The sequence below is a fragment of the Streptomyces sp. NPDC002018 genome, assembly GCF_042890865.1.
In the GTDB taxonomy this organism is placed as follows: Bacteria; Actinomycetota; Actinomycetes; order Streptomycetales; family Streptomycetaceae; genus Streptomyces.
This window is the reverse complement of sequence record NZ_JBIASO010000003.1, coordinates 49799-62918: the sequence shown is the minus strand read 5'-3', so window position 1 is coordinate 62918 and position 13120 is coordinate 49799. Positions and strand designations below refer to the sequence as shown.

Genomic DNA, 13120 nt, shown 5'->3' with positions numbered 1-13120 from the left:
ATGTCAGGCGTCGACCTCCACCAGTCGCTCGCCGTCGAACGTACGGACCTCGAAGTGATCGATGTCGTTCGTGTCCATGGCCGTACCGCCGTGGACGTACAGCGGGCTCTTGGAGATCTTGTTCGGGCTGTCGGCGATACCGTAGCCCCACTTCGGCACCGACCAGGAGGTGACGACCTCCTCCTCGCCCGTCTTCGAGACCGCGACCAGACTGCACTTGAGCGGACCCTTCACATTCTTCAGCTCCAGGACCGTGTGCGTGCCCCAGCCCTTCGGCTCCATCCCGATGGTCGCGCTGACCTTGGTGGTGGCGTCCGTCGCCCAGACCTTGTCGGTCATGTGGTTGAAGAACGCGTCCTCGGCCGGGCTGGTGGGGTGCGGGTCGGCGGCCTGGTTGGAGGTCCCGCCGTCCCCCGCGGTGGCGGTGACGGCCACCACGGGACCGCCGATGACCAGGGCCGCCGCGGCGGCCACCAGATACATCCCGCGCCGCCTGCGCCGGGCGTGCCGCACGGCCACCTCGTCGACCAGCCGCCCGAGGAGCTGGGGGCTGGGCTGTACGGAGACGGACGGCGTCGGCAGCGCCGCCAGCGGCACGACGGGGGCCAGGGGAGCCGGCGGGCCGGGCAGTCCCGGTGGCCGGGACCCGGCGAACGGATCGGGGCTGTCCGCCAGCATGGCCAGCATCGGCTCCATCCCGGAGAACTCCTCCAGGTTGACGGCGCAGATGCGGCAGCCGGCCAGATGCGCCTCGAAGGCGGTGGCCTCGGCGTCGTCGAGAATGCCGAGGACATACGCGCCGACGGCTTCGTGCACAGTACTTTCGTCGCCCAGTCCGTACTGCTCATGCGTGGTCATGCCGAGACCCCCCTCTCCTCCAGCGCGAGCTTCATGGAACGCAGCGCGTAGAACACCCGTGAACGCACCGTGCCGCTGGGTATGCCGAGCGTCTCGGCAGCCTCGTTGACCGTCCGCCCCTTGAAGTACGTCTCCACCAGAACTTCCCGGTGTGCGGGGGTCAAATCATCGAGCGCATCAGAGAGCGTCATCAGCCACAACGCCTTGTCGATCTCGTCCTCCGCGGGCATGACCTCCAGCGGCGACGGGTCGACCTCCTGCGGCCGGGCCTGCCGGCTGCGGTGACCGTCGATGACGATGCGCCGGGCGACCGTCACCAGCCAGGGTCGGACAGAGCCGGTCGCCCGGTTGAGCTGGCCGGCGTTCTTCCAGGCACGGATGAGCGTCTCCTGCACGACGTCCTCGGCCCGCTGGCGGTCGCCCGCGACCAGACGCAGTACGTAGGCGAGCAGCGGTCCGGCGTGCTCCCGGTAGAGAGCTCGCATCAGCTCCTCGTCCGGAGCGGAGACGTTGGTGCGCTGTGCCTCGTTCCGGTGCCGGGCCCGGTGAGGTCGGTCTTCGGCCACGGCCGCATCCTTGCGCACCTGAACCTCCCGGTCGAGACCTTGATGGCTGCTTCTCCCTCATCACTACGGACACACCCGTGCCATGACTCAACGGGTCCGGAAAAACTTTCAAGATCTTTTATGGGCACGGGTGGGCGGCCTCGCACGGGTTCGCCCCGGTCCGGTACCCGTGCGCGACGCATGGAGAAGGCGCGGAGGGGTCGTGTGGGCCCTGCACGGAATTTATGCATGGGGAGACCATACTTGGCCGAAAATCGCCTGGAGAGGACCGGAAGTCGCTCACCTCCCCCGGCGGAATCCGATCGCGCGACCGGAAACCCGACGCGCTGACGGAAGCCCCGCGAGGCGGGGCCGCGGTCACGGGGCCGTCGCGAGCGCGGCCCCGAGGCTCAGGCGCGGGACAGGGCCGCCCTGCGGCGGTGCCTGGCCACCCGTTCGCGGTTGCCGCAGACCTCGCTGGAGCACCAGCGCCGCCGCCTTCCCCGCGAGGTGTCCAGATAGACCCTCCCGCAGGTGTCACCCTCGCACTGCCGGAGCCTGGCCCGCGCCGCCGGGTCGGTGAGCAGCTCCACCGCGTCCCTGGCCACGGCAGCCAGCAGGGCGGGGCAGTCGGGCTCGGCGCTCAGCGCCCGTACGAGCACGCCGTCCTCGTCCCGTACGGCCCTGATCCCCGGCGGCGCCCCGGCGGCCAGCGCGTTGACCCGCTCCAGGGCTCCCGCCGCCTCCCGGCCGTCGATCTCGGCACGCACCAACTGCCCCACACCGTCGCGCAGCTCGGCGAACGAACGGACCCAGCAGGCGTCCACGGCCCGCAGCGGGGTCCCCTTCGGCACCAGTCCGGCACCGACCAGCCACCGGCGGAGCGACACGGCGCCGTCGAGCTGTTCCCACGCTCTGGTGGTCGGCTCCGCCGTGGCCACCAGATCCAGGCAGACGCGCCCGGAGTCGAACCGCCACTCGTACGAGCCCATGCCCGCCGCCATGTGCCTGTCACCGCCTCGGGTTCACCGGATGGGTGCCTTCCCTCACAGAGTGCCTGCCCCCGGGCGCGGCCGTAACCCCTGCCGCCGGCCCGGTAAACGCGGGAGCGCGGGAAACCCGTCCCGTAGAAAGGGGCCGGACCTCCACGGGGGGGCGAGGTCCGGCGGACCTCATGGGGCGATGTCCGGCGGGCCGTGGTGCAGTATGCGCTGGAAGAGACGGTGGTCGCGCCACTGTCCGTCGATCTGGAGATAGAACGGGGCGGTCCCGATCAGCTCGAAACCGCACTTGCGCAGCACCCGCTGCGAGGCCGCGTTGGCGAGGACCGTGCCCGCCTCGACCCGGTGCAGGCCCAGTTCGTCGCGGGCCGCGCGGCAGACCTCCTCGACCGTGCGGGTCGCGAGGCCCCGGTTGAGGTACTCGCCATCGATCCAGTAGCCGAGGTTCGCGCTGCGGAAGGCACCGAGGGCGATGTTGGAGAGATTCGCCTCACCGACGACGCGTGCGCCGTCGGTGAGATGCCAGCGCCGGATGGACGGGTTCGCGAGCCGCTTGGCCTGGAAGCGCGCGGTGAAGTAGTCCGCGGGGCGGTACGGCTCCCAGGGACGCAGATGGTCGCGGTTGCGGACCAGTGCCTCGGCGAGGCTTTCGGCGTCGTCGGGGGTCGCGGGCCGGAGACGGACGGAGGTGTGGGGGGCCATTCCCCGTACGGTACCGACGGGGCCGGGAAGTGCCAGAGGGCCTGGGGACGGCCGCGCGTACCCCTGATCGGCGGCGCGGCGGGACGGCCCGTCCCGGCCCTCCGGCAGTCCCCTCGGATCGCGCGCGGCCACTCACGTACCGCCGCTCACCCGTCTCACCCGTCTCAGCCGCCTCAGCCGTCTCAGCCGTCTCAGCCGTCCGCGTACTTGGAGTCGGCCGCCGGGTCCAGCGCCAGCCGGTAGCCGCGCTTGACCACGGTGTGGATCAGCTTCGGCTCGCCCAGCGCGGTCCGCAGCCGGGCCATCGCGGTCTCCACGGCGTGCTCGTCACGGCCCGCGCCCGGCAGCGCGCGCAGCAGCTCCGCCCGGGAGACCACCCAGCCGGGCCGGCGGGCCAGGGCGTTCAGCAGCGCCATCCCGGCGGGCGGCACCGGCCGCAGTCCGCCGTCGACCAGCACGGCATGACCGCGGATCTCGACTCGGCGGCCCGCGACCGGGAGCGTACGGGCACGGGCGGGAAGCTCCGCGCAGAGCACCTGGACGAGCGGTCCGAGCCGGAAGCGCTCCGGCTGGACCGTGTCGATCCCGCGTGCCTGGAGCGGCAGCGCGGTGACCGGCCCGACGCACGCCGCCAGTACGTCGTGGTGCAGGGCCTCCAGCAGCGCGGGCAGCCGTCCGCGCTGCTCGGCCCGCGACAGCAGCGAGGCGGCGGCCGGCGCGCTGGTGAAGGTGACCGCGTCCACGGCGCGTGCGACGGTCGCGTCGATGAGCCGGTCGACCGGGGCCAGATCCTCCGGGGGCATCCAGCGGTAGACGGGCACGACGACCACATCGGCGCCCCCGGCCCGCAGCGACTCCACGAATCCGGGCAGGGGTTCGCCATGGAGCTGGAGCGCGACCCGCCGGCCCTCGACCCCCTCGCCGAGCAGCCGGTCGAGCACCTCCGCCATCGACTCCGAGCCGGGCGACCAGGCCTCGACCAGCCCGGCGGCGCGGATGGCCCCGCGCACCTTGGGTCCCCGGGCGAGGAGTTCGGCCCCGCGCAGACAGGACAGCAGTTCCTCGCCGTGGCCCCAGCCGTCGGCCGCCTCGATCCAGCCGCGGAAGCCGATCGCCGTGGTCGCCACGACCACATCGGGGACGTCGTCGATCAGTTCCTTGGTGGCGGCGAGGAGTTCGGTGTCGTCGGCGAGCTGGACGATCCGCAGCGCCGGGGCGTGCAGGACGGAGCCGCCGCGCCGCTGGAGCAGCGCGCCCAGTTCGTCGGCGCGCCGGGCGGCCGTGACCCCGATCGTGAATCCCGCGAGCGGGCCGTGCGGCTGGCCTTCCATGGCTCTCCTCCTGCCCGCTGGAGCGACCGAGCCTGTCAACGGCGCGTGACGTGCGGGGTTCGCCTGTATTTCCCCGTTGTAACGAACAACGGGGCTCCCCTGGCTCACACCTGTGCGTAGCCGAGCCTGGGCTCGCGCTCCTCCGGTACGGCTCCGGCCCGCGGCCCGCGAAGGTATACCGCCCAGGTCAGGCCGGAGCAGACCGCGTAGAACGCCAGGAACACGACGAACGCCGCGGTTCCGGTGCCCGCCGTCTGGAACGACTGCCGGAACGCGAGATTGATGGCGAGCCCGCCGAGCGCGCCGACGGCGCCGATCAACCCCATCGAGGCGCCGGAGAGCCGGCGGCCGTACGCGGCGGCGGCCTCGCCCGTCATCCCCCGCTCCAGCGCCTTGGCCCGGAAGATGTCCGGAATCATCTTGTATGTCGATCCGTTGCCGAGCCCGGTCAGCAGGAACAGCGCGACGAATCCGACGAGGAAGACGGTCAGCGACGCGTGGAGGGAGGCCAGGATCACCACCCCGGTCGCGAGGGCCATCGCGGCGAAGGTCCCCAGGGTGATGCGGGCACCGCCGTACCGGTCGGCGAGCCTGCCCCCGACGGGCCGTACCAGCGAACCGAGCAGCGGTCCGACGAAGGTCAGCGAGGCGGCCTCCAGGGGCGTACGTCCGAACTGGGTCTGGAGGACCAGACCGAAGGCGAAGCTGTATCCGATGAACGATCCGAACGTCCCGGTGTAGAGCACGGACATGATCCAGGTGTGCGGGTCCCGCACGGCCTCCCGCACCGCGCCCGTGTCATTGCGTACGGGCGCCAGATTGTCCATGAACAGCGCGGCGCAGAGCGCGGCGACGACGATCAGGGGGAGGTACACCCCGAGCACGAGCCGCGGATGCGCGGCTCCCGCCGTCCCGATCACCAGCAGCCCGGCCAGTTGCACGACGGGTACGCCGATGTTCCCGCCGCCCGCGTTGAGTCCCAGCGCCCAGCCCTTGCGGCGCAGCGGGAAGAAGGAGTTGATGTTGGTCATCGAGGAGGCGAAGTTCCCGCCGCCGATCCCGGTGAGCGCCGAGACGAGCAGCAGGACGGGGTACGGGGTCCCCGGCTCCATCACGGCGAAGGCGGCCCCGGTCGGCAGGAGGAGCAGCAGCGCGCTGACGACCGTCCAGTTGCGCCCGCCGAACCGGGCGACGGCGAAGGTGTACGGCACCCGGACGACCGAGCCGACCAGGGTGGCCATGGCGATCAGGAAGAACTTCCCGGCGGGGTCGACACCGTACTCGGGGCCCATGAACAGGACCATGACCGACCACAGGGACCAGATGGAGAAACCGATGTGCTCGGAGAGTATGGAGTAGAGCAGATTGCGGCGCGCGATCCGCTCGCCCGTCTCCTTCCAGAAGGTCTCGTCCTCCGGATCCCACTGCTCGATCCAGCGGCCCCTCTTGCGTGCTGCGGTGGTGGTGCTCGCGGCAGTCATCACGCCTCCACGGACGGGAATCGAATGGTGGTTCCCGACCGTAGGGACGGCGCGTTTCGCCCCCGTGCCCGAAGGTGACCGCGGCGCAACCTTGCTCTCACCCGCCCGAAAGCCCAACTGTGAGCGCCCCCCGCGCCCCGAGCCACCCCCGGAACCAAGCCCTGCCCACCCCTGCCCCCGGGCCCGCGCCCTGCCCAGGGCTGTCCCCCGGGGCGCGCGTCAGCGCCGTGTTGTGTCAGTGCCGGGACGCGCGGGCCCTGGCCTCCTTCTCGCCGTTCGGCCACAGGCGCGGCCGGCGCTTGGCCGCCACGTCCTCGACCCAGCCGATCGCCAGGATCGTCAGGGCGAGCAGCGGCCAGACCAGGACCAGCATCAGGGCCGTGTACGCGGAGTCCAGTTCGGCGGAGTACGCGTCGATCCCGGGGATGGACCAGAGCTGGTCGATCAGCGGGACCGTCGCCAGGATCAACAGGTTGTGCCAGAGATAGATCGTCACCGCGCGGTTGTTGGCCAGCGTGATCACCGAGTCGAACTGTCCGAGCCGGCCCGGGAGTTCGCGCCACGACGGGGAGTACTGGAGCAGGATCGCGACGAAGCCCAGCGACCAGGTCGCCTGGGCGAGGGGGATCTCGTCCAGGTTCCAGCCCTCGGCGGTGAGATGGCCCGACGCCCACCACAGGGCGAAGGCCATCGCGAAGGCGGCCAGCGAGACCGTGATGTAGCGCGGGACCTTGCGGAACATGCCGTCGTTGTGGGCGAAGCCGAGGACCCAGCAGGCGCCGTAGACCGCGAAGTCGGAGACCGCCTCACCGGTCTCGCCGGGGAGCTCCACCAGGCCCGTCCCGATGACGGCGGTGAGGGCGACCGGGAGGAGCAGCGTCGCCCACGGCACCTTGCGGAACGCCCACAGCAGCAGCGGGGAGGCGATGACGAACCAGAGATAGGCACGGATGTACCAGAGCGGGCCCGCCGTCTGCTCCGCCCAGGTCTCCTCCAGCAGACCGCCCGGGGAGCCGTTCTCGTACGGGTACGGCGGGGCGCCGAACGGGACGAGGTAGTTGGCCAGCCGGAGGAACCACCACAGTCCCTCCTCCCTGACCGGCCGCCACCCCAGCACGAACATCAGCGGTACGACGAGCAGCGCGAACGCCCACATCGGCGGCAGCAGCCGGCGCAGCCTGCCGCGGATGACGCTCCACGGGGGCCGCTTCGACAGGGAGCGGGCCATCAGCGATCCGGCGAGCGCGAACATCACGCCCATGGACGGGAAGAGGATCGTCAGCCAGGCCCAGCCGAAGACATGGAAGACCACGACCCTGACCAGCGCGATCGCGCGCAGCAGATCCAGATAGCGGTCGCGTCCGCCGGGCGCCGGGGCGGCGGCCCGGTCCCCGGCGGGCGTCCCGCCCAGGACCTGGCCGGACGGCCGGTCCTGGCCGGACACCCACTCCGGGGCGAACGCCCGGTCCTGGCCGGACACCCACTCCTGGGGGAACGCCCGGTCCCGGGGTGCCATCGGGTCCTGGACGGCCGCCCTGTCCTCGGCGGAGGTCCGGTCCTCGGCGGAGGGCCGGCCGTGCGCCGGCGCCTTGTGCTTCGCCCGGGGCACTCCCCCGGTGTCGACGGGACGACTGGTCACGCGACGGGCCTCCGATCGGCACCGCGCCCGCGCTGGCTCGGTATCGAGCCGGGCGCCTCCACCACTCCGGTACGGCGCAGCTTCTGCCACCGCAGCCGGCCACCGGTGAGCGCGGTGATCCAGGACTGGAGCAGCACCACGTACATGAGCTGCCGGTAGAGGATCTGCTGGAGGGGCAGCGAGATCAGATGGGTCATGCGTTCCCGGTCGAGCCGGAAGGCGTACGCGGCGCAGACGGCCTGGATGAGCAGCACACCGAGCCAGGCCACGACGGTCTTCTGCGTGGGGCCGAAGACCAGGCCGTACAGCAGGAACACATCGATCAGCGGGGCCAGCAGCGGCGCCAGCACCATGAAGAGCGACACCAGCGGCAGACCGACCCGGCCGAAGCGGCCCGAGGGACCGCGCTCGACCAGGGCGCGGCGGTGCTTCCAGATCGCCTGCATCGTGCCGTAACTCCAGCGGTACCGCTGGGACCAGAGCTGCTGGACCGACTCCGGGGCCTCGGTCCAGGCACGGGCGCGCTCGGCGTACACCACCCGCCAGCCGTCGCGGTGCATGGCCATGGTGATGTCGGTGTCCTCGGCGAGCGTGTCCTCGCTCATCCCGCCGACCCGCTCCAGCGCCTCGCGCCGGAAGGCGCCGACCGCGCCCGGGATGGTGGGCATGCAGCGCAGCATGTCGTACATACGCCGGTCGAGGTTGAAGCCCATCACATACTCGATGTGCTGCCAGGCCCCGATGAGACTGTCGCGGTTGCCGACCTTGGCGTTGCCCGCCACCGCGCCGACGCGCGGATCGCCGAAGGGCTGGACCAGCTCCCGGACGGTGGACGGCTCGAAGACGGTGTCGCCGTCCATCATCACGATCAGATCGTGGGTGGCGTGCGCGATGCCGTTGTTGAGGGCGGCCGGCTTGCCGGAGTTCACCTGGCGTACGACATGGACGTTGGGCAGCCAGAGCGCCTCGACGATGTCCGCGGTCCCGTCCGTCGAGCCGTCGTCGATGACGATGACCTCGATGGGATGGTCGCTCTCCATCAGCGAACGCACGGTGTTCGCTATGCACTCGCGTTCGTTGTACGCGGGCACCAGCACGGTCACCGGTTCGGTGACGGGCGTCCCCCAGGTGAAGCCGCGGCGGCGCACCCTGCGCGCGTGCGCGAAGGAGAGCACCAGCATCAGGCCGAACCGCAGGAAGACCAGCACCCCGATCACGGAGAGCCCGACGACCAGGACACCGGTGACGCTCTCGGAGAGGGCGACGGCGCCGACCCAGGCCTTGCCCTTCCACAGGGCCGTGCCGGTGACCGGGGTATGGGCGCTGGGCGCGCCGAGGGCCTCGGTGACCGTGGTGAACTCGTACCCCTTCTCCCGCATGTCCGGCAGGAACTGCCCCAGTGCCGCGACGGTCTGGGAGCGGTCGCCGCCGGAGTCGTGCATCAGCACGATCGCGCCCTTGCCGTCCTTCGGGGTGGCGTTGCGGCTGATCACGGCGGCGCCGGGGCGCTTCCAGTCCTCGCTGTCGGTGCTGTCGAGGACCGTGATGTAGCCGAGGCTGCCGATGTACCGGGCGACCGGCCAGGACTTGTTGTCCAGGGCCGAGGAGAACGAGGAGTACGGCGGCCGGAAGAGCGAGGTGCGGATGTCGGCCGCGCCCGCGAGCGCGAGCTGGTTCTGGGACAGCTCCCAGTCGATCCGTGACTGCGTCTGGAACGAGAGATCGGGGTGGTTGAAGGTGTGCAGCCCGATCTCGTGGCCCTCGTCCACCATCCGCTTCACCAGCGCCGGATAGCGGGAGGCCATGGTGCCCGTGACGAAGAAGACGCCGTGGGCGTCGTACTCCTTGAGCTTGTCGAGGACCTTGGGCGTCCACACCGGGTCGGGGCCGTCGTCGAAGGTGAGGACGATCCTGTGGTCCGGGATGTTCAGGGCGCGGGCGGGGGTGGCGCCCCGCGCGTCGATGACCGGGCCGCCCTTGAGGATCTGCCGGGGCACCTGGTCCGCGTCCACCGATTCGCGTACGCGGTGGTCGGCCAGGATCTCGCTGTGCACATAGCCGCGCAGCATCAGCATCGCGAACAGCGCGACCAGGATGAGCGAGGGGAGGAGATAGCGCATGGGCAGTCTGCGCCGCCCGACCCGTGTCCGCCTGGTACGACGGGCATGGCCGCCGTGCCGCTGCGAGGCCGGTCTGCCGGTGGAGCCGGTGGAAACCATCTAGCGCGCACCCTCCGCCGCCAGCGGCCGGCTGCCTTCCGGCTGGCCGTCCACGGGTGGGCTCTCGACGGGCGGTGAGCCGGGCTCGGTGGTGGGCGGATCCGGGTCCGGGCTCGTCCCCGTGGGGGGCTCGCCTCCGGTCCCGCCGCCGTCCTCGCCCGGGTTGCCGCCGGTCCCGGGCGTGGTGCCCGGATCCGGCTTGGTGCCGCCCGTACCGCCCGCCGGATCGGCGGGCGGTTTCGCCGAGGCCGAGGTTCCCGGCGCGGGCTTGCCCGAGGTGTCGGGGGTGACGCTCTCCGAGGGCCTCGGCACGGCCACGCCGTCCGGGTCCGTCGGCGAGGAGGTGGCGTCCGGAGTGACGGGGGTGACGCCGACGGACTCGCTGGTCGTCGGCGCCGGCTGTATCTCGACGGTGTCGGGCTTCTGCTTGTCGGCGAGCCCGGGTATCTGGAGCCAGGGAGCGCTGGAGTTCCCCCCGATCAGCGCGCCGACCAGCGTCACGGCGTAACAGGCGCAGGCGATGGCGACGACCCAGCCCGCCCGGCGGAAGGTTTTGCCACGGCGGCCACTGGCATCGACGAACACGGGGCCGTCGGATATCTCGGGACCGGTCTCCCGCGCGGGACCCGACTCCCGCGAGGGACGGGCGCCCGGGGGCAGTTCGGAGAGTTCACGGCCCGCGCCGTCCAGCTCGATGGTGACATCGCTCGGCTCATACGTATGCCCCGTTTGGGCATCTTCTCGCCATTTGTCCACTGCGCTACGCACATCCCCCACCACTGAACGTATTTGGGTGTCCCAGCGGCTGGCCGGATATCACTGCGGTCGAGCCCCCACTCGAACCGAGCACCCCCCTACCACACCGCACCCGGGTCACGAATGTAGCGCACCGGGATGGCCGGGGAGTTCAGCTTCCGGGGTTGGTGTGCATCAGTCCGGTGACAGTGGCGGGCAGCCAGCCACCAGGGGACAGATCAAGCCAATCCCCCTCTTTCGTCAGCCTGGTGGCGGCGGCGCGCAGCGCGTCCACTCCGGGGTGTTTCAGCCCCTTCCGCCACACCAGCGACAGCGGTGACAGGGGCACGGGATCGACGAGGGGGCGCAGGACGGCCCCGGGCATCTCCGGAAAATCCACCACCGTGAGCACGGGCGCCCGGCTCTTGGCCATCACCCGCCGGAACTCCTCGGCCCCGACCGCCATCGGCGCGGGCGGCGCGATACCGATGCCCCGTCCGGCGAAGAGCTGCCGCGCCAGCTCCGTCCACTCCAGGGTGCCCGGATTGCCCGCCCCGGCGTACACGTTCTCCCCGGCGAGCGCGTCGAGCGGCACCTCCGCGCGCGCGGTCAGGGGATGGTCGTACGGCAGCAGCACGGCCAGCCGCTCGTACCGTACGAGCTGATGGGAGAGACCGGCGCGGAGTGCGGGCGCGAGCCCGCCGAAGTATCCGAACGAGACATCGAGCCGGCCGGCGAGGATCTCGGCCGCGGCCCCGGTGAGTCCGCTCAGGAACCGGGCCATCAGCTCATGGTCCGGGGCGAGTTCACGGGCCCGCGCCAGCACCCGGCCGGAGACCATGCCCTCGCTGTTGAGGTCGACGAGCAGGGGCCGCGCCCCGCCCGCGCAGGCCGCGATCAGCTCGTCCTGGGCGGCCAGCACCCGCCGGGCGTACGGCAGCAGCCGCTCTCCGTCGGCCGTCAGCGTCACCTGCCGGGTGGTGCGTACGAACAGTTCGGCGCCCAACTCTCGCTCCAGCCGCCGGACATCACGGCTGAGCGCCTGCTGGGCGACATGGAGCCGGGCGGCGGCGCGGGTGAAGTGCAGCTCCTCCGCGGCGACGGTGAAGGCCCGGAGCAGCCGGGGGTCGATGTCTCGGGGCACACCGCATTCAACCGGGAACGGCTCGCGATCCACAACACAGATGCGTGAATGGCCTCTGATCAGGTGTTGGACGGGAGTGGCGGAAGCCGCGAGGGTGAAGCCATGCCTGAAGCCATGCCGTACACACCTCCTCCCCGGGCGCCGCTGATGACCGTGACGGGCCACACCCTGGTCCTGGCACGGCGGTACGAGCCGGATCCCCAGCCCGGTACGGGCCGGGCTCCCGGCCGGGAACCCCGCGGGCGACGACGCCCGCGCACCCGTCCGTACGCCCGCCGCTTCGCGATCCGGCTCGGGGCCTCACTGAGGGCCCTGCTCCTGGCGGCCACCAGCCGCCCGCGCGGGTCCGGGCACGACTGAGGCCCCGCTGCCGGAGCAGTGGGGCCTCAGTCTGTGTTCACATGGGAATTGTGGAGATGGCGGGAATCGAACCCGCGTCCAACGGTGCGGAACCAGGGCTTCTCCGAGCGCAGTCCGCTTCGCTTTTCTCAGCCCCGGAGATCACGCGGACAAGTCTCCGACGGGCTCAGTCACTGTTTGATTTCCCACCGGGCCCCGTGACCGGGCTCAGTGGTTTAGTTCCCTAGCTGATGCCAGGATCCGGGTCGGGAACAGCCCCGGGCTGACACTCCGCGGAGTCTTCGCTAGCTGCTAATTAGGCAGCGAGAGCGAAGGCGGAGGAATCGCGCTTAGAAGTGGCGATTATTGTTTGCGACATATGGTTAACGAGATCATTGCCGCTTCCTCGGCTCGCTTCCCCTGCTTCGACATCCGCTGTCGAAACCGATCATCCCCATGTTGATTTTTCAATCGTGAGCACACACCCGCTGAGAGGTGCGTACCCATCGTACGTGATCAGCGCGGGACGGTGCCAGCGTATTCCCCCGATCGGGCCCCGCCCGGCTCCCGGCGGGCTCCCGGCCGACCCCCGTCCGCCTCGTCCAGGCCTCGTGCGGGCCTGATCCAGGCCTCCGGCGGCCCGGATCAGGCCCGCTGACGCCGCTTCACCGCCGAGATCGCCCGGTCCGTCTCGCGCCGGTCCTGCTTCTCCCGGAGCGTCTGGCGCTTGTCGTACTCCTTCTTGCCCTTGGCCAGCGCGATCTCGACCTTGGCCCGGCCGTCCTTGAAGTACAGGGCCAGGGGCACGATCGTGTGACCCGACTCCTGCGACTTCGACTCCAGCTTGTCGATCTCGGCCCGGTGCATCAGCAGCTTGCGCTTGCGGCGGGCGGAGTGGTTCGTCCATGTCCCCTGGCTGTACTCGGGCACATGCACATGGTGCAGCCAGGCCTCGTGCCCGTCGATCTGGACGAAGCCGTCCACCAGCGAGGCCCGCCCCTGGCGCAGGGACTTCACCTCGGTGCCGGTCAGCACGAGACCGCACTCGTAGGTGTCGAGAATGTGGTAATCGTGCCGCGCCTTCTTGTTCTGCGCGATCAGTTTGCGCCCTGTTTCCTTAGCCATA

At 71.0% G+C, this 13120-nt stretch carries 12 protein-coding genes and 1 other RNA gene; 1 reads left to right on the top strand and 12 read right to left on the bottom strand.

Annotation, left to right across the window (positions count from 1 at the left end; translation table 11 throughout):
• Positions 1-3 precede the first annotated feature (3 nt).
• The 10 genes from ACFYYH_RS05920 to ACFYYH_RS05875 form a co-directional block, all read right to left on the bottom strand.
• Positions 4-858 carry a zf-HC2 domain-containing protein gene (locus ACFYYH_RS05920; RefSeq protein ID WP_388546486.1) on the bottom strand — a complete coding sequence of 285 codons (855 nt, stop codon included), beginning with the start codon at positions 856-858 and terminating at the stop codon, positions 4-6.
• Entirely contained in the window at positions 855-1442 is a 588-nt protein-coding gene (locus ACFYYH_RS05915) for a sigma-70 family RNA polymerase sigma factor (protein WP_388546484.1), read from the bottom strand. Before ACFYYH_RS05915 ends, ACFYYH_RS05920 begins: the two co-directional genes overlap by 4 nt.
• Before the next feature lie 371 nt (positions 1443-1813).
• Positions 1814-2407, bottom strand: coding sequence for a CGNR zinc finger domain-containing protein (locus tag ACFYYH_RS05910; RefSeq protein WP_388546482.1), 594 nt, complete (start codon positions 2405-2407; stop codon positions 1814-1816).
• Positions 2408-2575: 168 nt separating this feature from the next.
• Positions 2576-3106 carry a GNAT family N-acetyltransferase gene (locus tag ACFYYH_RS05905; protein ID WP_388546480.1) on the bottom strand — a complete coding sequence of 177 codons (531 nt, stop codon included), beginning with the start codon at positions 3104-3106 and terminating at the stop codon, positions 2576-2578.
• Between the two features lie 191 nt (positions 3107-3297).
• A complete protein-coding gene (locus ACFYYH_RS05900; RefSeq protein WP_388546478.1) occupies positions 3298-4437 on the bottom strand; it encodes a uroporphyrinogen-III synthase in 1140 nt (379 codons plus the stop codon).
• A gap of 104 nt (positions 4438-4541) precedes the next feature.
• Positions 4542-5918: a nitrate/nitrite transporter gene (locus tag ACFYYH_RS05895; protein ID WP_388546475.1), complete on the bottom strand. Its 1377-nt coding sequence runs from the start codon at positions 5916-5918 to the stop codon at positions 4542-4544.
• Positions 5919-6153: 235 nt separating this feature from the next.
• Positions 6154-7557 (bottom strand): acyltransferase, encoded by a 1404-nt coding sequence (locus tag ACFYYH_RS05890; protein ID WP_388546472.1) that lies wholly within the window; start codon positions 7555-7557, stop codon positions 6154-6156.
• The gene (locus tag ACFYYH_RS05885; protein WP_388547230.1) at positions 7554-9677 is read right to left on the bottom strand and encodes a bifunctional polysaccharide deacetylase/glycosyltransferase family 2 protein; all 2124 of its coding nucleotides are present in this window, start codon (positions 9675-9677) and stop codon (positions 7554-7556) included. The genes ACFYYH_RS05890 and ACFYYH_RS05885 overlap by 4 nt, the downstream gene beginning before the upstream one ends.
• A gap of 99 nt (positions 9678-9776) precedes the next feature.
• Positions 9777-10544: a hypothetical protein gene (locus ACFYYH_RS05880; protein ID WP_388546469.1), complete on the bottom strand. Its 768-nt coding sequence runs from the start codon at positions 10542-10544 to the stop codon at positions 9777-9779.
• Positions 10545-10683: 139 nt separating this feature from the next.
• Positions 10684-11655: a LysR family transcriptional regulator gene (locus ACFYYH_RS05875; protein ID WP_388546466.1), complete on the bottom strand. Its 972-nt coding sequence runs from the start codon at positions 11653-11655 to the stop codon at positions 10684-10686.
• A 102-nt stretch (positions 11656-11757) separates the two neighbouring features.
• Between ACFYYH_RS05875 and ACFYYH_RS05870 the strand changes: the two genes are divergently transcribed.
• Positions 11758-12015: a hypothetical protein gene (locus ACFYYH_RS05870; protein WP_388546463.1), complete on the top strand. Its 258-nt coding sequence runs from the start codon at positions 11758-11760 to the stop codon at positions 12013-12015.
• Positions 12016-12063: 48 nt separating this feature from the next.
• On the opposite strand, the gene ssrA is transcribed toward ACFYYH_RS05870, so the two are convergent.
• Together ssrA and smpB are read right to left on the bottom strand one after the other, a co-directional pair.
• Positions 12064-12450, bottom strand: a transfer-messenger RNA (tmRNA) gene (gene ssrA / locus ACFYYH_RS05865).
• 189 nt (positions 12451-12639) lie between these two features.
• The gene (gene smpB, locus ACFYYH_RS05860; protein WP_388546460.1) at positions 12640-13119 is read right to left on the bottom strand and encodes an SsrA-binding protein SmpB; all 480 of its coding nucleotides are present in this window, start codon (positions 13117-13119) and stop codon (positions 12640-12642) included.
• Position 13120 lies beyond the last annotated feature (1 nt).

What these genes read in the sequence shown, in the direction of transcription:
- ACFYYH_RS05920 (WP_388546486.1), bottom strand. Translation starts at nt 858, where the DNA reads ATGACCACGCATGAGCAGTACGGACTGGGCGACGAAAGTACTGTGCAC.
- ACFYYH_RS05910 (WP_388546482.1), bottom strand. Translation starts at nt 2,407, where the DNA reads ATGGCGGCGGGCATGGGCTCGTACGAGTGGCGGTTCGACTCCGGGCGC.
- ACFYYH_RS05905 (WP_388546480.1), bottom strand. Translation starts at nt 3,106, where the DNA reads ATGGCCCCCCACACCTCCGTCCGTCTCCGGCCCGCGACCCCCGACGAC.
- ACFYYH_RS05900 (WP_388546478.1), bottom strand. Translation starts at nt 4,437, where the DNA reads ATGGAAGGCCAGCCGCACGGCCCGCTCGCGGGATTCACGATCGGGGTC.
- ACFYYH_RS05895 (WP_388546475.1), bottom strand. Translation starts at nt 5,918, where the DNA reads ATGACTGCCGCGAGCACCACCACCGCAGCACGCAAGAGGGGCCGCTGG.
- ACFYYH_RS05885 (WP_388547230.1), bottom strand. Translation starts at nt 9,677, where the DNA reads ATGCGCTATCTCCTCCCCTCGCTCATCCTGGTCGCGCTGTTCGCGATG.
- ACFYYH_RS05870 (WP_388546463.1), top strand. Translation starts at nt 11,758, where the DNA reads ATGCCTGAAGCCATGCCGTACACACCTCCTCCCCGGGCGCCGCTGATG.
- smpB (WP_388546460.1), bottom strand. Translation starts at nt 13,119, where the DNA reads ATGGCTAAGGAAACAGGGCGCAAACTGATCGCGCAGAACAAGAAGGCG.